Annotated in this window: 17 protein-coding genes; 11 read left to right on the top strand and 6 right to left on the bottom strand. The window is 55.0% G+C overall.

Features of this window, described 5'->3' with window-relative positions:
• Positions 1 to 707: 707 nt before the first annotated feature.
• From ABSB80_RS07560 to purB, 4 genes are all read right to left on the bottom strand, one after another.
• Complete coding sequence (locus tag ABSB80_RS07560; RefSeq protein ID WP_428369736.1) at positions 708 to 1,745, bottom strand: sensor histidine kinase; 1,038 nt, start codon at positions 1,743 to 1,745, stop codon at positions 708 to 710.
• 216 nt (positions 1,746 to 1,961) lie between these two features.
• Complete coding sequence (locus ABSB80_RS07565; RefSeq protein WP_428369737.1) at positions 1,962 to 2,327, bottom strand: response regulator; 366 nt, start codon at positions 2,325 to 2,327, stop codon at positions 1,962 to 1,964.
• Positions 2,317 to 4,116 carry a PAS domain S-box protein gene (locus ABSB80_RS07570; RefSeq protein ID WP_428369738.1) on the bottom strand — a complete coding sequence of 600 codons (1,800 nt, stop codon included), beginning with the start codon at positions 4,114 to 4,116 and terminating at the stop codon, positions 2,317 to 2,319. The genes ABSB80_RS07565 and ABSB80_RS07570 overlap by 11 nt, the downstream gene beginning before the upstream one ends.
• A gap of 155 nt (positions 4,117 to 4,271) precedes the next feature.
• The gene (gene purB, locus ABSB80_RS07575) at positions 4,272 to 5,612 is read right to left on the bottom strand and encodes an adenylosuccinate lyase (protein ID WP_428369739.1); all 1,341 of its coding nucleotides are present in this window, start codon (positions 5,610 to 5,612) and stop codon (positions 4,272 to 4,274) included.
• Positions 5,613 to 6,776: 1,164 nt separating this feature from the next.
• Between purB and ABSB80_RS07580 the strand changes: the two genes are divergently transcribed.
• From ABSB80_RS07580 to ABSB80_RS07615, 8 genes are all read left to right on the top strand, one after another.
• On the top strand, positions 6,777 to 7,019 hold the full coding sequence (locus tag ABSB80_RS07580; protein WP_428369740.1) for an AbrB/MazE/SpoVT family DNA-binding domain-containing protein: 243 nt from the start codon (positions 6,777 to 6,779) through the stop codon (positions 7,017 to 7,019).
• On the top strand, positions 6,991 to 7,392 hold the full coding sequence (locus ABSB80_RS07585) for a PIN domain-containing protein (RefSeq protein ID WP_428369741.1): 402 nt from the start codon (positions 6,991 to 6,993) through the stop codon (positions 7,390 to 7,392). Before ABSB80_RS07580 ends, ABSB80_RS07585 begins: the two co-directional genes overlap by 29 nt.
• An 83-nt stretch (positions 7,393 to 7,475) precedes the next feature.
• Complete coding sequence (locus ABSB80_RS07590) at positions 7,476 to 9,485, top strand: ATP-dependent DNA helicase (protein WP_428369806.1); 2,010 nt, start codon at positions 7,476 to 7,478, stop codon at positions 9,483 to 9,485.
• The gene (locus ABSB80_RS07595; protein ID WP_428369742.1) at positions 9,473 to 9,937 is read left to right on the top strand and encodes a methylated-DNA--[protein]-cysteine S-methyltransferase; all 465 of its coding nucleotides are present in this window, start codon (positions 9,473 to 9,475) and stop codon (positions 9,935 to 9,937) included. Before ABSB80_RS07590 ends, ABSB80_RS07595 begins: the two co-directional genes overlap by 13 nt.
• A 62-nt stretch (positions 9,938 to 9,999) precedes the next feature.
• Positions 10,000 to 10,305, top strand: a complete 306-nt coding sequence (locus ABSB80_RS07600) for a ketopantoate reductase C-terminal domain-containing protein (RefSeq protein ID WP_428369743.1) — start codon at positions 10,000 to 10,002, stop codon at positions 10,303 to 10,305.
• Positions 10,302 to 10,961 carry a molybdenum cofactor guanylyltransferase gene (gene mobA / locus ABSB80_RS07605; protein WP_428369744.1) on the top strand — a complete coding sequence of 220 codons (660 nt, stop codon included), beginning with the start codon at positions 10,302 to 10,304 and terminating at the stop codon, positions 10,959 to 10,961. The genes ABSB80_RS07600 and mobA overlap by 4 nt, the downstream gene beginning before the upstream one ends.
• A gap of 90 nt (positions 10,962 to 11,051) precedes the next feature.
• Entirely contained in the window at positions 11,052 to 11,900 is an 849-nt protein-coding gene (locus ABSB80_RS07610; RefSeq protein WP_428369745.1) for a PAS domain S-box protein, read from the top strand.
• Positions 11,897 to 13,369: an ATP-binding protein gene (locus ABSB80_RS07615; protein ID WP_428369746.1), complete on the top strand. Its 1,473-nt coding sequence runs from the start codon at positions 11,897 to 11,899 to the stop codon at positions 13,367 to 13,369. Before ABSB80_RS07610 ends, ABSB80_RS07615 begins: the two co-directional genes overlap by 4 nt.
• A gap of 55 nt (positions 13,370 to 13,424) precedes the next feature.
• Here the strand turns inward: ABSB80_RS07615 and ABSB80_RS07620 are convergent, their stop codons facing one another.
• Complete coding sequence (locus ABSB80_RS07620; protein ID WP_428369747.1) at positions 13,425 to 14,189, bottom strand: dihydroorotate dehydrogenase electron transfer subunit; 765 nt, start codon at positions 14,187 to 14,189, stop codon at positions 13,425 to 13,427.
• Complete coding sequence (locus tag ABSB80_RS07625) at positions 14,182 to 15,069, bottom strand: dihydroorotate dehydrogenase (RefSeq protein WP_428369748.1); 888 nt, start codon at positions 15,067 to 15,069, stop codon at positions 14,182 to 14,184. Before ABSB80_RS07625 ends, ABSB80_RS07620 begins: the two co-directional genes overlap by 8 nt.
• A gap of 51 nt (positions 15,070 to 15,120) precedes the next feature.
• On the opposite strand from ABSB80_RS07625, the gene ABSB80_RS07630 reads away from it, so the two are divergent.
• From ABSB80_RS07630 to ABSB80_RS07640, 3 genes are all read left to right on the top strand, one after another.
• Complete coding sequence (locus tag ABSB80_RS07630) at positions 15,121 to 15,987, top strand: malate dehydrogenase (protein ID WP_428369749.1); 867 nt, start codon at positions 15,121 to 15,123, stop codon at positions 15,985 to 15,987.
• Entirely contained in the window at positions 15,987 to 18,455 is a 2,469-nt protein-coding gene (locus ABSB80_RS07635; RefSeq protein ID WP_428369750.1) for a DNA-directed DNA polymerase, read from the top strand. Before ABSB80_RS07630 ends, ABSB80_RS07635 begins: the two co-directional genes overlap by 1 nt.
• A gap of 264 nt (positions 18,456 to 18,719) precedes the next feature.
• The gene (locus ABSB80_RS07640) at positions 18,720 to 20,078 is read left to right on the top strand and encodes a PAS domain S-box protein (RefSeq protein WP_428369751.1); all 1,359 of its coding nucleotides are present in this window, start codon (positions 18,720 to 18,722) and stop codon (positions 20,076 to 20,078) included.
• The last annotated feature ends 281 nt before the right edge of the window (positions 20,079 to 20,359 follow it).

The raw sequence follows: 20,359 nt of genomic DNA on the forward strand, positions 1-20,359 counted from the left end.
TCAAAGAAACAAACAGTCGCTCTTGGGGGAGACTACTGTTCCCGAAGGGAAGAGCAGGCTTGAGAAGAACTCGAAGAGTTCTAATGAACTCTTCTCGTCTTCGAGGTTCTGATGAACCGCTCAGAACCCGGAGGGTTCTTCGAACGGTGTCGCCCTCGCAGTCGAAGAATTCTGGCGAATTCTTCTCCAATTAATCCTCGCTGTGTGACGGAGGAACACGAGAAGAGAGCCATCAGGCTCTCTTCGCTGATGCGACGATTAATTCCCCGCCGCTCGGGCATCCCCCATAGAGCGATAGTCCCTCAGAAGGTTGATGAAAAGCCCCTGAAAAACGGGGTCGAAGATTTACTTTGTAAATCTTCTCCTCTTCGAGGTCTGAAGACCTCTCAGAGATTCAAGGGGATGCACCCCTTGGGATGCCTCCCCCTCTGGGGGGACCGCTGTTCCCGAAGGGAAGAGTGGGCTGGAGAAGAACCGGAAGGTTCTTCGACTTGAGAGAGAGGGTCTCACCCTCCTAACCTCAGCAGAGCATAAGAAAATGATTAGAAAAATAGGGTTTCAACAAAGTCTTTTTTTTTGGAAGATTTTGATGGATCCCTGATACGGTCCGGAACGGGGGTACCGGGCCTGTAACCGGAGGCAAGAATCATCATTTCATAGCGACAACACGCAAAACATCTGTCCACGATAGGTACCGGCGACCCTGTTCAGTCATTCTTTACGTTATTATTTTTGGCCCGGTATCCTTCCTTTGGCACCAGCATATCGAACCGCGCCCCTTTCCCGTGTTTGCCGGTCTCTTTGACGCTGATCCCGGTCAGGGTCAGGATCTCGCGGATTAAGAACAGGCCAAGACCGGTATTTTTTCCCCGGCCTTTGATAAAAATCTCTTCTTTCTCCTTTGCGGTTATACCTATGCCGTCATCCTCATACGTGATCACAAGACCATCTGCCCGCTCCTCACAGGAGTAATGGATTGCCGAAATGGGCCTGCCGTGCCGGAACGAATTATCCATAAGGTTGTAGAAGACCTTGACCAGCAGGGGGTCAGCAAAGACCTCCCTGCCATAACACCCCCTGCAGACCGGTGTAACAACATCCGGGGGCAGCATAGATACGGCATGCCGGATCGTGGCTTCCAGATCCTGCCAGACGGGTTTCTGGATACCGAGGTTCTGGTAGTCCTCAGTAAAGTTGACCTGGTCCCGGATTGAGGTGAGGATCAATTGCTGTTTTGCGCAATACCCAAGAATTTTTTTATCGGACGAATTTGCCTTTATGATCTCTACATAACCTGTGAGCGCTGCCACCTTGTTGAGCAGGTCATGACGGGTGACATCGACAAAAAGATCCAGTTTCCGCCTCTCCTGGTGCTTGCGTACGGCAAGCCGTATCTTATGGGAGAGTTCGAGGAACTGTTCTTCAGGGTCCGGGTGTTTTTTGAGATAATATGCGGCGCCTGCGTTGAATGCCTCGATCACAACATGTTCCGGTCCACTGCCTGTCAGCATGATGAACGGGGTTGGATCACCCTCTGCTTTCAGTTTTTTCAAAAGATCGAGACCGGTCATCACCGGCATATCGTAATCCGACACAACGGCATCATATTTTTTCGATGACAGGAGACCCAGCGCAGCATGGGCTGACGGGCAGATCTCAACGGAAAACGAACCGGTCTTTTCAAGATACTCTTTTGCAGTTTCAAGGTGGTCTGTTTCGTCATCGATCAAAAGAACAGAAATCATGAGGTATCACGGGCCCTTGAAAACCTTCAGGCATTCGAACAATACAAATAATTTCATTTATCGATATTTAATTATTGCGTTATTGTAAAAACTTCAATTTTCAGGTTTTACTTTAAATCTTCCATTTGGAATTGAAATTTTCGAACCAGGCACCTTTTCCGGGCTCCCCGAACGGTTATATGTCGCGTCAGATAATTTTACGCGGATTGTCTGATACTATGTCAGATAGTGCTCTATGCCCGCCCTGAGCTCAGAAAATGAGATGGGCTTGGTGAGTACGCCCAGTTTTGGATCGCGAATTGTTTTCATCTTCTCTTCGATGACAGGTGAAGCAGAGAAGATGATGACGGGAATGTCCCGCATTGCAAAATCCCCGCGAAGTTTCTCAAGGAACTCCCACCCATCCATGGGTTCCATCATGATGTCCAGCAGGATGAGTGATGGCGGTTCTTTCTGGATGGCATCGAGCGCTTCCGGCCCGTTGGTGATCAGGACCGGTTCATATCCGAGTTTCCGGATGAGTACGTCCATGAGCTCGAGTATCGGCTGGTCATCTTCCACAACAAGAATTTTACGTGTCACTGGAATACCCTGATTTTTTTTGCTTGGGAAGGTGGATGGTGAACGTACTCCCGAGGTTCACAATCGAATCGACACTGATGAACCCCCCGTGCATCTGGATATATTTTTTTGCGATCGAGAGCGAGAGGCCGATGCGGTCGTATTTACGGCTCATGTTTGCCGAGTCCGGGAGCTGGAATGGTTCAAAGATCTCGTCGAGCTGGGTGTTGGTGATGCCGACTCCGTTGTCCCGGATGGAGAGACGGTGCATGGTTTCATGGGATGCCGACTGGTACGATATCCGGATCCTGCGGGGAGGTTTTGAATAGTTAACCGCGTTTGAGAGCATCGAATCGATCACTACGGATATTTTGTTCTCGTCAGCGTCGAAGGTCAGGTCCGCCGGAACATCAACAGTGAGGTCCGCTTTTGTCATGTATCCCCCGGCATCGGTAATGGTTTTGATCATCTCAGGTACTGAGAAGACGGAATATTTCAGGGGGATCTTACCAGAATCCAGCACGGAAAGTTCCAGCATCTGGTTGATGATCTGGCGCTCCCTGTCCACGTTCTTGGCACACCTGTCGAGGATAGTCCGGGTCTCGTCCGTGACCCCGTAGGTCTTGGGGTCCTGTGTCAGGAGGGAGAGATAGCCCATGATCGGCTGCAGCGGCGTCCGGAGCTCGTGTGCCACCGTGCTGAGGATGCCCCGGCGGCGCTCGTTATCCTGCTGGATCGTTGCTTTCAGCCGCTCGTATTCCGTGATATCCACCAGGTTTATGAGGACCGCGGGGTCTCCTTTCTGCTTGATCCTGGTAAAGAAAAGCGTGGCAAGCCGTATCTCGCCGTTCTTTGTGACGAACCGGAGTTCGGTCATACCGGGAAGGGGCAGCCGGGAATCCGGCGTATCGGAAAAAAGAGGGAACCTGCTCTGGTCTTCCGGATGGAGGAACTGGAGCAGTTCTTTCCCGGTCAGTTCATCCGGCTCGTAGCCGGTAAATGCCCTGAAGGTCGGGTTTGCAAATTCGATCTTATTCGCCCTGAGGATGAGAATGCAGGTCGGGGCGTTCTCCGTCACCTGTTTGTACTGGATATAATTCTCTTCGGCAGCCTGCTCGGCAAGTTTCCGCTGGTTGATATCGATAACCGAGCAGCTGACCAGGTTTCCGGTGATCCGGCTCCATGACAGGTTGACCCAGACAGGTTCCCCGTTTTTTTGCGCAAATGTAGTCTCGAAATTGGGGATATCCTCGTGGGAGCCGAGATACTCAAAAAACCTGCGCTGTCCTTCCCTGGCATGGAAGAGCCGGGAAAAGCCCATGCTGGGAAGATCCTCCTCTGAATAGCCGAGCAGCCGCGCAAGATAGGAATTGGCAAACTTGATGGAGAAGGTGTTCTGGTCGAAGAGGACGATACCCAGGAGGGAGGTTTCGAAGATGCTGCGGTAGCGCGACTCGCTGGTGTTCACTTTTTCGGTAAAGTACGCCACGAGGGCAGCGACGCAGACAAAGAGAATTGCCTGCCCGGTGGTATAGATAAGGCCCCCGATATCCGGGAAGACATACACGTAGGCGAGGACCTCATACACGACTGCGCAGAAACCGGCAAGGTAAAGGCCGCGTCTCGGGTAGAAATAGGTGGCATAGAGGATCGGGAAATAGAAGAGCTGGGCATAGATAGTCTCGACATGCCGGGCCAGGGAAAGCGAGGTGATGAAAATGCAGGAGAAGGTGAGGGATGCGATAACCACGAGGCGGACAATATCGGTATGTGATACCCGATATCCCCGGATATGTACGTACCGATCCATAGTCTATTCTCGTAGTTCACAGTATGAGGTGATAAACATAGTATCTCCGCGTCCCGCAGCCGGGAATGGATCCGGTCTGGACTGATGCCGGTGATGTGAACCCGGATCGTGGTTTTCAGATCCACCCGATTTTCCAGAACCCCGGGCAGGCGGGTTCATACAATGAGGGGTGAGAGTTTTTCTATCACCCGCTCCACCTGCAGGACCGCTGTCCCGATGTAAGTATCCGGTGAGAGAAGTGCTGCAATATCGGACTTGGAGCAGTAGCGGATTACCTCGGGATCGGCAGAAAGCACATCGGCAAGGGGCCGGCCTTCTGCGAGTGCCTGCATGCTCGCAAGGCGGACCCGCTCGTGGGAGTCCTGCCGGTTCATACCGCGGCGGGTGAGCGCGATCATCACCGATTCGGCCATGTTGATCCCGTGCAGGAAGCCTAGGTTCCGGCGGATGGCAGCGCGGTTGATGACAAGTCCTTCGAGCACCACGGCCATAAGCCGCAGGCAGTGATCGGTGAGGATGGAAGCCTCCGGAAAGAGCACCCGTTCGCAGGACGAATTGGTCAGGTCGCGCTCGTCCCACAGGGTGTTGTTCTGAAGCGCCGGTTCGACGGCCGAACGGATGATCCGGGCGAGCCCGCAGACCTGCTCGCTCTTGATCGGGTTGCGCTTGTGCGGCATGGTCGAGGAGCCGACCTGTTTTGCCCCGAAGGCCTCCTCGACTTCGCCGATCTCGGTCCGCTGGAGCGAACGGATCTCGATGCCAATCTTGTCGAGGGTCGTTGCTATGCCGGCACAGAACATGAAATATTCCGCGTACCGGTCGCGGGAGATGACCTGGTTGGATACGTCCACCGCATTGATCCCGAGGTTCTCCATCATCGTTGCCTGCACGTCTATCCCTTTTGGCCCGAGCGCTGCCTGGGTACCCACGGCTCCGGTCATCTGCCCGACAACTACCCGGGGGCGCAGCTGTTCGAGGCGCTCGATATGCCGGGCGATCTCGCTTGCCCAGATGGCAAACCGCAGGCCGTAGGTGGTCGGGACGCCGTGCTGCCCGTGGGTCCTGCCGATGCAGACGAGTGTTTTTGTCTCGGCCGACCGCTTCAGCAGCACGGCGAGGAGTTTCCGCAGTTTTGCATCGTACAGGTCAAGTGACTGGCCGAGCTGGAGCCCGGTCGCCGTATCGAGGATATCGTTGGATGTTGCACCATAGTGCACCCACCGCCCCGATTCGCCGGAGACTTCAGAGACGGCCCTGACGATTGCCATCATATCGTGGCTGATCTCGTTCTCGATCTCCCTGGCCCGTTCGAGCGAGGCACCGTAGGCTTTTGCTTCGATCTCGAGCGCTGCGGCTGCCGGTATCATGCCATGGGTCGCTTCCGCCTTTGCCAGCGCAACTTCGGCCCTGACAATGCAGGAGAAGCGGTTCTGCTCGCTCCAGACGGCACGCATCTCCGTTGTGCCGTAACGCTCCTCGATGGGGTGGACTGCCATGGGTAGAAATGGGATGTTGTGGGATATAGTGGTTGGGGGATCGTGAGGATAGAAAAAAAAGTTCGAAAAAAAATTTTAACTTTGCTGAAAACCCGGTTTATTCGTTGTTCAGTTCTTTACTATCTGGAGAATATGAGTGTGACCCCCTCTTTCCCTCAGTGGGGGAGGCAGCCCAAAGGGAGCACACCTTAATCCCCACTATTAGGATAAAGACGCCCCCCCCAACCCCCACAAGTCGAACTGCCGCCACAGGCAGGCAGTTCTTTGTTGTTGGAGAGTCTGCCACTCACTCTTACCGTGCAAATGTTTATTTCAAAATAATATACTGTTAATTGATAATAAATAAACAATTTAAGGTCTTATGATTGCTTGTTATGTCAATATATGAGAGCTATTTTCTCATTTTAATATAATCGAGAAGTTGTTTTTGATTATTTTCAGTTTCAACAAATGAAGCCAATGCAACTCCAACAGCAAATATTGTAAGTCCACCGGCAATCTTATTACCAAAATCAATGATTAGGCGAAACCAACCTAAATTCGATCCCCTCAATAAAATCATAAAATCAAATATAGCGCGGCGGGGGCAGAGCCCCCAAGAGCGTCAATCTGTTTCAACCAGTATTCTCCCTCGCGGACACCTAATTTATCCCATCCCTCCCTGTACGTCCATACTAGGAAATCTCCGACGGAGAAAACACCTTCTCTGACGTGAACCCAGAGCCGGAAACAGGGGTTCCTTTCGTCATCGCTCCTAATACCTGAACGCAAACCCAATCTGCAAATTAATTAGCTTCTATTAGCGCAGTTTTGCCTCTCCGGCGTAAAATTTAATAAACCGGGGCAGAATTACCCGATTAAAAATCATTTCCGCAGGTGTTTTGTGCGAATTCCGCAGTTTTTCGGGTACCCGAAAAATTCACCTTCCGGAAAAATCGCTCATTCCTGTTCCAGTTTGGCAAAATACGGCAGATTTCGATCATGGGCGAGATGCACGGGGTCTCACCACCCCCAGGGTCTTTGACGCACCTATTCTCCGTCGGAGATCTCACATTCACATATCCGGCAGGCGGGATCACCTCCAGCTTTTATCTTACATTTTCACAACTGTCTTACCAGTAAGCCAATACCTTTATTCTCTTACAAAACAATGAATTTCTTACCATGGAAATTGTTACCCTGTCCTCAAAAGGCCAGATCGTCATTCCCTCAAGAGTCCGGAAAAAATTTTCCCTGAAGGAAGGCGACTCGCTGGTGATTGTGGAAGAGAACGATACCATCCGGCTCCAGCCGCTGGTCAACCTTTCGGAACTCTGGGGCGTTGACAAGCTGAAGAATACTGAAACTATGCTCAAAGAGATGCGGAAGGAGTGGGATGATGAGCTCAAAGACAAGGCAGCTCTTTGATACGCCCGCGTTCCTTGCTTTTTTCAACCGCGAGGAAGGATCTGAAACCATCAAAAACCTGATGGACGCGATCCAGAACGGGGATAAAGAAGGATTTGTCGCAACGATCACGTTAACGGAACTTGCGTACATCTATACCAGAAACGCCGATGCACCTTCAGCCAGGCTCCGAGTAATGCAGATCCAGCACTCAAAGCTGAACCTCATCCCGCTGACTGCAGAAATTGCGGTGGATGCCGGCACAATAAAACGGCCGGGAATTTCCGTGGCTGATTCGATCATCGCCGCATCAGCCCGGTCTGCTGGTGCCTCGGTTGTCACGAACGATCCGCATTTTTCCGAGATGGGCGTAGAGGTAACCGGGTACCCGTAATTTTCGTATCCATCCATTCTTTTGATTCATCTTCACGTCCCTATCCGTTGCCCATAAAGCCCATCAGCACCAACATTCCTGCAATGGACAGCTTCGACACCTTCTTCCCGTACAGCGAGTACCGCCCGGGCCAGCGCCACATGCTCGAAGTGGTGGCTCAGGTTGCACAGGCCGGCGGGATCGCGATGATCGACGCCCCCACCGGCTCCGGGAAGTCGAGCGTCGTTGCCTCGCTCCTTGCCGGGCGGCAGAAACGTAAGATTGTGATCGCGGTCCGGACCGTGAGCCAGCTCACCACCTTCATCCGCGAACTTGAGCTCGTGAAGAAAAAACAGCCGCAGCTCAGGACCGTGTACCTGGTCGGCAAGGGAAGCATGTGCCCCCTTGGCGGTGGCGGGGACGTGTACCGCAGGTGCGAGGGTGTCAAGGCGTTCTCGTCTTCGCTCATGCGGGACCGGGCGGAGAGAGGGGCGCTCATCCCCTCGAAAGACCCGTTCGTCATCCAGCAGATCCGGCGGATGGACAAGGAGCACCCTCTGCTCTGCCCGTATTACATCAACAGCAAGATGTTCGTCCAGGCCGAAACGGTGGGTGTCAAGATGGTGCCTTCCACCGCTCTCCGGTCGAAGGCGGAGAAGGTGATTGCCCACCCGGTCCCCCCGCGGGAACTCTCAGAGTTCTGCGGCGAGATCTGCCCGTACGAGCTGATGATGCACGCCGCTAAGAACACGGATGTGGTCATCCTCAACTATCATCACCTCTTCGACCGGGAGATCCGCGAGCAGCTCTACGCAAGCCTCGGGGTGGAGCCGCAGGACGTCCTCCTCCTCATCGACGAAGCGCACAACTGCGGGGACGTGATCACCAGTATCGGGAGCGTGACCCTCGAAGAACGTGACCTCGAACAGGCCTCCCGTGAACTCTCGGGCATGCGGAAACGGTATAAGGGAGCGGAGGCCGTGCAGCACGTCCTGCCCCGGCTCACCGAGTTCATCCGGGGACTTGCGAACTCGGCCGAGGCCGAGGACTGGTTCGACCCTGCCATCTTCGACAGGATGATCGTGAAGGAATCCCTCTATAAGGAGATGGACGAGATAGTCGGCGACCTGATCGGCCTTGCCGAATCGGTCAGGGAGAAGAACCAGAAGGCCGGGGAGTTCCGGGAGACGGCGATCGAGCGGCTCACCGAATTTCTTGTGCGTCTCTCCCAGTCAGCTACCGACCCGGCCTACCTCACGGTCTACCGGAAAGAGGAGAGCGGGATCACGCTGGAAGTGCGTAACATTGACCCGTCGGCCTCGCTCACTGAAGTCTGCAGCCTGCATGCCTGTGCGGTCCTTATTTCCGGCACGCTTTCGCCGGTCGAGAGTTTCCGCCGTTATTATTTTGGCGATGCAAAGGTGACCACGCTCTCCCTGCCCAACGCGTTTCCGAGGGAGAACCGTCTCGTGGCCTGTGCGACTGACATCACAACCGCGTTTTCGATGCGGCAGAACAGGGAGAATACCGAAAAGATCACCGGGTATATCCGGGCATTCTCCGCGCTGAAGGGAAACCGGGCAATCTACTTCCCGAGCTACCAGATCCTCGAGTCCTTTGCAAGGCTGGCGGTACCCCATATACGGGGGCGAAAGATCTACATCGAACCGCGCGAGGCTGCCAGCGCAGGTACTGCACTCAGCGAGTTTCTCTCCCTGCCATCACGCGGGGAATCCGGGGTCCTGTTCGCGGTCTGCGGTGGGAAATGGAGTGAAGGGCTCGATTACCGGGGCGAGATGCTGAACGGTGCGATGGTGATAGGTCTTCCTCTTGCCCCGTTCAACCGGGTCCGGAAGATGACAATCGAGTACTTCCGGCACAAGTTTGGTGCGGAGGGGGAGTTTCTCTGCTATACCCTACCGGCAATAAACCGTTCCCTTCAGGCGCTCGGACGCGTGCTACGGACTCCGGAAGACCGCGGGGTGCTGGTGCTCGGAGAGAAACGATTCCTTGAAAAAAGGGTTAAGGAGGCCCTTCCTTTATGGATACGGGAAGAGATGATCGAGTGCGATGCAGCAAAGTTCAGGGATGTGCTGGCTCAATGGAGATCCTAGAAGGCTCATGCCGGTTCGGGTTATGGTTTGTGCAGGTGCGGTGGAGCGGGGATACAGTCCACCGGGTCCGTTTCGCTGAGGCAGGGATCCCGGGAACCGTGCCGGAACCAGTCAGGAAATACTGTGCCGCGTCGCCGGTTGACCTTACATCCCTTGCAAGTGTGGCCGTCTGTGATGACAGTACCTACGGGCGTATCTACCAGGCCGTGCGGCAGGTACCCTATGGGAGGACTGCGACCTATGGGGAAATAGCACGGGTCGCCGGTACCGGGCCGCGGGTGGTCGGGCAGGCCATGGCCCGCAACCCCACGCCGCTGATCATCCCATGCCATCGGATCGTTGCGGCTCATGGGATAGGCGGTTTCTCTCCATCAATTGAGATCAAGGAGGCCCTGCTTGCGATGGAGAACAAAAGGCTGCGTAAAATTCTATTGGGAAAAACCACCAACTAATAACCAGGGGTCTTTTAACCACGAAACAGGATCTGGTTTTCCTGACAGGAGAGACGCATACCGTGAACGTTCTCAGGCATCGTGCCGGTGCTCCCGGCCTATCGGCAGGGGAAAAACTCTCCCGGGTCTGCAGGAACAAAATCGTAGATTACCTGACCTGCTTTCGGGATGTCCGGATCCCGTCCACTGCGCCCCGCCACTCGCCCATACTGCAGGAACTTTCCCGGGGCAGGGTGACCGGGATCGGTTTCCTGAACGGAGCCGTGGTCAGGAAAGGGAGGGAACACGGCGTGTCGGCACCCGTCAATACCTGTATTGTCAGGCTGACATACTTTCGCGAATCGCCCGAATCACCCGGTGAACGATGAGATCCGCAGTCATCCTTGTCGGGGGTGAAGCCCGGCGCGCAAACGGGAAGGAGAAGTATTTCTTCGTGTACCAGGGCAGGACATTTATCGAGAGGCTGATCGATTCGCTCAGGGAGGTTGTCGAGGAGATCATACTCGTTGCCCGCGACCCCGAGCAGTGCACGCGGTTCCGCCATCTTGACGGGGTGCGCTGCATCACCGACATCCGGACCGGGATCGGTCCGATCGGCGGCCTGCACGCCGGGGCGCTTGCAGCACACGGGGAGGTGGTTTTCGTATCAGCCTGCGATATGCCCTGCATCCAGACCTCGGTGGTCACGTACCTCTTCGAAACACTTGGGGAGCACGATGCGGCCATCCCCTGCTGGAACTATGATATGATTGAGCCCCTCCATGCCGTGTACCGGAGGTCCGTTCTCACGGGATATCTCGAAAGCCACGATTCACTCTCGCTCCGTCCCCTGATCCGCAGCATGAATACGAAGTACGTTCCCGTGGAGGAGCTCAAACGGTTTGATCCGGAACTCAGAACCTTCATCAATATCAACAAGGTCGAGGATCTGGAGCGGATTAATTCCGGGATCCCGGAAAAAAATGAACCCTCAATGGACCCTGAAACAGTCCGCGATCGCGTGGCCGGCAAAATCGGAAGGTAATCAGGACTCCACATACTTATATGCAATAAGATCATCGACTAGTACTAAAGTACATTCGGGACACAGCTGGATGAGTGCAGGGAAGATGGAATGACGCATATGCCCAGCAGCGGTGAAGAGGTAATCCGCCTTTTCATCATCGTTTCTGCGTATTCCGGGGCTGTTGCTTCCACGATCTTTTCCCTGACACACGGAATTTTTGCGGTGTTCCCATTTCTCTACCTTCTCCCCATCATCCTTGCGGTCTATTTTTACCCCAAACGTGCTGTCATTATCACCCTTGGCATCAGCCTGACCTACATCAGTCTCATCTATGTACTGGGTTTTACCAACCCGTCCCTGATCGCGATTGCCACGGCATGGTTTGCAATCTTCATTACCATCGGGGTCGTATTCTCTTCGTATGCAAACCAGCTCTATGAGGAACGGGAACGGATCCGGAAGATTCTTGACAATTCGCAGGACGGGATCTTCTGTTTCGACGTCCGCACCCAGGCAATCCTCGACATCAACCTGAAATGTGCCGGGTGGTTGAGGTACGAACGGCCGGATCTGGTTGGAAGGCCCCTTGCCATTGTCTGGGCCGACGGTTCTGAACGCGAACGGTTCATTGCCGGAGTGAACTCCGGCGAGCTGGGATCTGAGACCGAAGGTGTTTTCCGGGCAAAAGACGGCACGCTGCTCAGGCTGGTGGTCTCAACCGTTCTCGTTTCGGGGGGGAGGGTGCTCTGTTCTGTCATCGATCTCACCGGCAGCAAGATAGCAGAAGAAGAGATCCGGAAGACCCTTGAGGACCTCGAAGAGCAGGTCAGGGCCCGCACAGCACACCTTGAACGGATAAATGAAGAGCTCCATGCGGAGATCCTCGAGCACCGGATGTTCGAACGCATGATCCTTTCCGAAGAAGGGCTCCCCCTGCGTGACGAGGATGACGAATGATAGCTCATCCTGCGCTGAAAAAAAGGCTTTACCAGTCAATGGCAGTCCTTGGCATCCTCTTGACTACCCTGGTTGCAATCGGTTCTACCGTGTACTGTCTTACTCACGGCATCTATGACATTTTCCCTTTTCTCTATTTTATGCCCCTCATCATTTTCGTCTATTTCTATCCCCAGAGGGGTGTCCTTTTCTCACTTTTCATAAGCACGGTCTATCTCCTGCTGGTCTATTCGTTCAGTAATTTTGACCCATCCCTGCTGGCGGTATCCACGGCATGGTTCGTGATCTTTGTTACCATCGGCGTCGTTACGTCGTCGTTTGCCGAGGAACTCAGGGCCGAGGAGAAGAAATACCGGCGTATCTTTGAGAACTCGCAGGCAGGAATTTTCACGTTCGATCTTGTCACCCTCCGTATCGGGGAGATCAATGCCAAGTGTGCACGGATGCTGAAATACGAGACGGATGAACTGACCGGCAGGGACATCTCCCGGATCCTGCCCGGATCGGCCGGGCGCGATTCTTTTATTGAGAAGATCCGGGAAAATATGCTGTCCGGGGATGTCGAACTCCTCTTCCAGACCCGTGACGGGGAAGTCCGCCAGTTCCTTGTCTCTGCCTCGCTCGGCGAAGGCAGCGCGGTGATATGTTCCGCTATCGATATTACCGACCGGCGTCTTGCCGAGAAGGTTATCCAGAAAGCACGGTACGACCTGGAACAGCGGGTTACAGAACGGACCGAAGAGCTCCTGAAAGCCAACAGTATCCTCAAAGCCGAGATCCAGGAGCGCAAACGTTTCGAAAATGCAATCCAGCTCGCCAACCGCAAGCTCAGTACCCTCTCCGCCATCACCCGTCACGATATCCTCAACCAGATCACGGCAATCGTGATGTACCTGTCTCTTGCCGAAGACACGATCACGGATCCCGGCGCGATCGAATACCTCAGGAAGACCGGGTATATCATCCAGCTGATCCAGAAACAGATACGGTTTACCCGCGATTACCAGACTATCGGAGCACGTCCGCCCCGCTGGCAGAGCCTGCATGAGGTGGTCTGGCGTGCCATCCAGAACATTGACCCTGGCCGTGTGAGGGTGGAAAAAGACCTCGGAATTGCAGAGATTTATTCGGACTACCTTTTCGCCAAGGTATTCGTTAACCTTGTTGATAATTCCCTCCGCCATGGAGGGAACGTCACGGTCTGCAGGTTCCTGTTCCAGGAGACGGGCTCCGGTGCAGAGATTGTGTACGAGGATAACGGCATCGGCATCCCGGCGGGCGCAAAAGAGAAGATCTTCAGACGCGAATATTACCGGAACAGCGGGTATGGGCTCTTCCTCGCGCAGGAGATCCTCAGCATCACGGGCATGACCATACGGGAGAGCGGGGAACCGGAAAAAGGTGCCCGTTTCGTGATCCACGTCCCAAAAGAAGTATACCGTCTCGCAAAGGATGGAGATGACGGATGATCCCGTCCACGTGGAAAAATTTCCCCGGAACCGGAGGTCTTGCCCGGGCCGGTGCTCAAATGCTCTTTTTACGGCCGCTTGCGTCCCGCAGGTAATGCCCGAATTCGCCCTTCTGGAGGAGGTCACCGGGAAATACCGGGCCGTCTTTGCAGGTCCGGAGCCCCGAAGGATCGATGCAGCAGGACCCGCAGACCCCCACGCCGCATTTCATGTACCGGTGGAGAGAGAATTCTGTTTTATGGGCAATCCCTTTTTCCGCAACTTTTGCCAGAACTGCCCTCATCATGATCTCGGGACCGCAGACCGCGATCCGGTCGTACGCCCCGAGGTTGAGCTCGTCCATCAAGTCTGTCACAAAACCATGGTGACCCTGAGAGCCGTCATCGGTTGCGATCAGGACGTCCGTGCACTCATCCAGCTGGTCGAGGAAGAGAAGTTCGGACTCGGTCCGCGCCCCGAGCAGGAGCGTCATGATGCAATCTGCTCTCGCGAGGGGGAGGAGCGGGACGGCCCCAACGCCCCCGGCAATTGCAAGAACTCTCTCACCTCTTGAAAACCCGTTCCCAAACGGGCCGCGGATGCCGATCGTGTTCCTGGGTTTGAGCCCGAAAAGGGCGGCTGTGGCATCGCCGACCCTCTGTACGGTGATGCTGTTTGGTGACGACAGGGCCATGGGAATTTCGTCGACACCGGGGACCCAGACCATGACGAACTGTCCCGGGGAGAACGTGAACGTCCTGTCAAGGAAGAACGTGCGTACCTGCGGGGTCTCTTTTTTCACCCGGACAATTGCGACGGTCTCTGGTACTCCTTCATCCATGGGCGCACCCCACAATCTCCTCGGGGCTGACCCCGTTCTTTGCATAGAGGTCGCTGGCAATCGTCTCAAACACCTTCACGTCATCGATCACTGCGCTCCCGATCTCCACGGCACATGCTCCCGCCATCATCATCTCGATGACATTGTCTGAGGTCGAGATCCCGCCGCAACCGATAACAGGAATTTTCACCGCGTCATACAGCTCGTACACGCACCTGACTGCTATGGGAAAGAGCGCCCTCCCGGAAAGCCCTCCGAACCTGTTGCCCAGCACAGGACGGCGCATACCCGTCGAAATCCGCATGGCTTTTACGGTATTGATCGCCACGATTGCACTGGCCCCGCCGGCCTCGGCTGCTTTTCCGATCGCGGTGATATCCGTCACGTTCGGGGTGAGTTTTACCCACGTCGGGACGCCGGTCCTGCTCACCGCCTGCGTGCAGGCTTTCACGAGTCCGGGGTCAGTACCGACCGCTGCCCCGTATCCTTCGGCATGGGGACACGAGAGGTTCAGCTCAAAGCCGGCTACTTTCCCGGAGAACCACCCGGCTATTTCTGCAAATTCCTCCGGGCTCCCGCCAAAAATGCTTGCAATGACCGGCTTTCTTGCAAGCGGGGCGATCTCATCGACAAACTCTTTGGACGGGTTGGGAAGGCCCATTGCATTGAGGAGTCCGTCTTCCAGTACAACAAGACACGGTCCGGCATGCCCGTCCTTCGGTCGGGGGCCAATCGACTTTGTCACGACACCCCCGGCTCCCGAAAGGAGCATCCGCGAGAGCGATGACCCGGTTGTGCCAAGCACCCCGGCAGCCAGGAGAAGGTGATTACTGAGCTCAACCCCTCCGACCGTGACCGGGCCCGGCCTGATCGATACCATTCATCAGGAAATGGTCGTTATTTATTATTAGCATACCCATATTGGTACCAGATGGCGCGCCTTGCAGTAGTGGGAGTCGGACGTATCGGGGGCGAGGTTGCGTATCTTGCGGCGTCCCAGGGCATCGCAGACGAACTGGTCCTCTATGACAGCGCACCCGACATGCTGCAGGCGCAGGTGCTCGATATCAGGCACACCGGTATTGATGTCGCGATCGGCACTGAGATACAGGGGATACAGACTGCAGACGTCTGTGTCTTTTCCGCGGGGCTGCCGAGGACCCCTTCGGTAAAGACCCGTGCTGATCTGCTTGCTGCCAACATACCGGCGACACGGGAATTTGCAGGAATGCTGAAGGGGTTTTCCGGCATCCTCATAACGGTTACCAACCCGATGGACATCAATAATTATTATCTCTGGAAGAAGACCGGCATGCCCCGGGAGCACTGCATCGGCTTTGGCGGCCAGCTCGACAGCGCCCGGTTCGGTATCGCGCTCCGCGAGAGGAAGATCGATGGTCTGCCATTTGTCCTTGGCGAACACGGAGAGCACCAGGTGCCGGCCTTTTCCCGGCTTGACCAGCGGGTTGAAGTTCCGGTCCGGGAAGAGATCCTCTCAGGGCTCCTAGGCATCAGCATGGAAGTGATACGGGGCAAGGGAGGCACCGTCTTCGGCCCGGCATTCCACATTGCCCGCCTCATCCGGATGATCGTGTCAGATACCCGGGAACTGGCGGCATGCTCAGCGGTGCTGGAAGGCGAATATGGCGTGAGCGGCTGTTCCCTTGGCGTCCCGGTCCGGGTCGGCCGCGACGGTATCCTGGCGATCGAGGAATGGGAGTTGGATGCATGGGAATCCGGGAAGATGAACGAGGCCGGTACGTTTGCACGGAATCTCTGTGGACAGGTGGTCTCCTGATGGCTTCGCAGGCACAGTCTCCGGACGCGTGCACCAGCGCCCCATGCCCGCCCGAAGCTTCTGACGGGCTGGTCCTTGCCATCAACCAGGTGGAATACAGCAATGCACCGGGCGGTCCCCTGATCCATATCTTCGGGAGGGATGCAAAAGGAAGGGCAATCCGGGTTGAGGTCACCGGTTTCATGCCGTATTTTTATGTACCGGCCGATCAGGCCGAGACCGTCCCGCTTCCTTCGCAGGCCACGCTCGAGACGGGGACGTTCTACCGCTCGATCAGGGACGAACCGCTCCGCCGTCTCTATACCCAGCGCCCGTCCGATGTCAGGGATGTGCGCGACCGCTACCGGCACTTCGAAGCCGATATCCCGTTTGCCACCAGGTTCATGATCGATACCGGCCTGACCGGGGGCGTATCGGTCTCCTCCGCCTCGGTTGACTATCACGATATCCGGCCTGCCGAGGTCGATGCTCCCGCACGCGTCTGCATGGTGGATATCGAATGCGAAGATGAACGCGGTTTTCCGGACCCCCAGCGGGACAAGATCATCTGCATCACCTGCTTCGATTCGTTTGACAATGACTATACCACGTTCCTCCTGTTCGGGGCCGGCCCATCCCCGGATATCACCGCAAAAGAACGGGAAGGCGGGCTTGCCAACGGATGTTTCCGAAAAGGGACGCACACCATCTGCACGTACGCGGAGGAGACCGCCATGCTCCGGGCGTTTGCCGCTTATATCCTCGAACGGGATCCGGATGTCCTCTCCGGCTGGAACTTTGTCGAGTTCGACATGCCATATATCCGGGGAAGGATGGAGAAACTGGGACTGCGGCCGGATTCCCTTGCCCGCATCCCGGGACAGACTGAGCGCAACGCGCTGAGGGGGAGGGCACTCTTCGATCTCCTGACTGCGTACAAGAAGATGCACTCCAATCTCAAGGAGTCGTACCGGCTCGATGCAGTAGCCATGGACGAGCTCAAGGAACAGAAGGTCAGGTATACCGGGACCCTCTCGGATCTCTGGAAGAAAGAGCCGGCACTTCTTGTGGAATACAACTTCAAGGACGTGGAGCTCTGCGTAGCGATAAACAAAAAGGATAATATCATCGAGTTCTACCGGGAGATTGCCCGCTATGTCGGCTGCCCGCTGGACAAGACCCTGAACTCCTCGAGTGTCATCGATGTATACGTTCTCAGGAAAGCCTACGGCCGGTATGTCCTGCCCTCCAAAGGGTTTGCAAATGCCGAAGAGTTCGAGGGCGCTACGGTCTTTGAACCAAGCAAAGGAGTGAGGGAGAACGTGGTCGTGCTCGACCTCAAGTCGCTCTACCCCATGGCCATGATGACGATCAATGCCTCCCCGGAAACCAAAGACAAGGACGGGGAGCTCCGGGCTCCCAACGGGATCCGGTTCCGGAAGCAGCCTGACGGGCTGACCCGGAGCATCATTGCCGATCTCCTGAAAGAGCGGGACGAGAAAAAACGCCTGCGCAACACCTTTTCCTTCGGGTCTCCCCAGTACATTGTCTATGATATGCAGCAGAACGTGCTCAAGGTGATCATGAACACCTACTACGGTGTTTCGGGCTACACCCGGTTCCGCCTCTTCGACCGGGAGATCGGGTCTGCGGTCACGTCGGTCGGCCGGGCAATCATCGAACATACGCGGCGCGTGATCGAGCAGCAGGGATACAAGGTCATCTATGGCGATACAGATTCCTGTATGGTGCAGCTCCCGCCGTTTGACCGGGAAAAAACGATTGAAGTGGCCCGCACCATAGAAAAACACCTCAATGAGAGCTATTCCGCCTTTGCAAAGGATGAACTCAATGCCGATACGCATTTCTTCTCCATCAAGTTCGAGAAGATCTATGCCCGGTTCTTCCAGGCTGGCAAGAAGAAGCGGTATGCGGGTTCCCTTGTCTGGAAAGAAGGAAAAGACGTGCAGGAGACCGACATCGTGGGCTTCGAGATCAAGCGGAGCGATACCCCGCAGATTACGAAGATCGTGCAGATGAAGGTGATGGAGATGATCCTTTCAGGCGAGGGATACGAGGGGATCAAGAGTTATCTCTCCGGCGTGATCAAAAAGTACCGGTCGGGTAAATACTCGCTGGATGAAGTCGGCATTCCCGGCGGGATCGGGAAGTCCCTTGACGATTATGGCAACGATGACGCACAGGTCCGGGGCGCGAAGTACGCCAATGAGAACCTTCACACAGAGTTCGGCAAGGGCAGCAAGCCAAAGAGGGTCTACATCAGGACCGTGACATCAAAATATCCCAAGACGGATGTGCTCTGTTTTGAGTATGCCGACCAGGTTCCGCCTGAATTTGTCGTGGACTGGGAGCTGATGCTGGAAAAGACCATCAAGCAGCCAATCTCGCGGATCATCGACGCGCTCGGCTGGCAGTGGAATGACGTCGACCCGTCGCGGACAACGCTCGCCCAGTGGGGGCTCGGGTAGGATCCCGGTTTTTGCAACCTTCTGCCTCTGCATTGTGCCGGAGTACTGTATCCGTTATCCTCCCCACCGGTTATTTTTTATCAGGTCCGGAACTGTCACCAATTCCCTGTAATTTATAAATTCCGATACCCAATCACTTTTTACGTTGGGAACCGGAATAGCTATCGTATTTATCAGATGTTACGGGATTTGAAATTCACATCAGAATCGTGCTGGTCCATGGCGGGAATATTTTTTTATTGATTTACAGGAGAGAAAACACCGATGACGAATGAGAATATGTCTCTTGACCGGGAGGAGAGCCTGGTCAACCTCTGGCTCTTTATTATCATCACCATCACGGTCCTTGCATTACTGATCAACGTCCTCAGCCTCCATTACGGTAACAACCCGGTCGCCCCCCATCTCCTGTACATTCCGGTTGTGATCGCAGCCTATTGGTACCCTCACCGGGGACTGCTCTTTGCCGGTCTGATCTCTGCAGTCTACCTTGGCATGGTCTGGTTCTTCTCCATGGGATCTCTTGAGTATTTCACAGCGGCATTCATCATCTGTATTGTCCTGATCGGAGTTGCTGCTGTTGTGACCAGCCTCTCTTCCCACATGCGCAGGAACGAAGTAAAGTACCGGAGCCTTTTCAACCATTCCGAATCGGGAATCGGGCTGATCGATCTCGCCACGCTGTCGATCCGGGAAGGAAACAAGCGTTTTGCCTCCATCCTCGGGTATGAGCGCATCGAACTTGCTCAAATCCCCTTTGCCGATCTCTGGATGGAGCCGGAATCAAAAGACCTCTTTCTCCGGGCACTCAGGAACCATGGCAGCGTTGAGAACCTTGCGACAAAATTCCACTCCAAGACGAGAGGCCCGCGCTGGGTCCTCATCTCTGCGGGAATACTGCCTGACAACCAGTTTGTTGTCACTCTCATCGATATTACCGACCGGAAATCTGCCGAAGAGGCACTGCTGATCAAGGACCATGCCATCAGTTCCTCCATCAACGCCATCGCGATCCTTGACCTTGACCTGAACATCACGTATGTTAATCACTCACTTCTCCGGATGATGGAATACCCCAATGAAACGGAGATCATCAGGAAAAACACCCGGCACCTTATGGCTTCCCGCCAGGTGTTCGAGGAGATCCGGGACCAGTTGCAGGACAAGGGAACCTGGTTTGGGGAAGTCACCCTGCTGAAATACAACGGGAGCCCGTTTCATGTCCAGTTCTATGCCAACCTGGTACGGGATGAGGCGGGAAAGCCGGTCTGCGTGATGTTCTGGTTCATTGACATCACCGACAGGAAACGGATGGAAGACGCCAAACGCACAGCGCTCGAACAGGTGGAGAAGAACATCGAGCAGTTTGCTATCCTTGGCGATCATATCCGCAACCCGCTCGCGGTGATTGTCGGTCTGTCAAGCCTGGCACCCGGTGATATCACTGACAAGATCATCCTGCAGGCCCGGGAGATCGACCGGATCGTCACGCAGCTGGATATGGGCTGGATCGAGTCCGAAAAAGTCCGCGAATTCATCAAGCGTTACTATATGGTAGGTACTGCGGAAGAAGCCGGGACAGCTGAGAGTTCCGGTGCGGCAGCGATCCCTGGTAAAAAATGACTGTTCTGTAGAAATCCTGTCAGGCTTTATTTTTTGTAAACCACTTGAAGAGGCTATGAAGGTGACCCCCTCTCTCCCCCATAGGGGGAGGCATCCCAAGGGGTGCATCCCCTTGACCCCCGTCTATTATTCCTCTCATTCTCTCAAGAATTTCTCGCTCGCCTTCTGAGTGACTATCATATTATGGGGGATGCCCTAGCGGCGGGGGCGGAGGCAACGATTGCCGTAGCCCCCAAGAGCGTCAAACCTTTGTTCCGATGATTTCTATAGAATCAAAATAA

The sequence above is a fragment of the Methanoregula sp. genome (assembly GCF_050010295.1).
Lineage (GTDB): Archaea > Halobacteriota > Methanomicrobia > Methanomicrobiales > Methanospirillaceae > Methanoregula.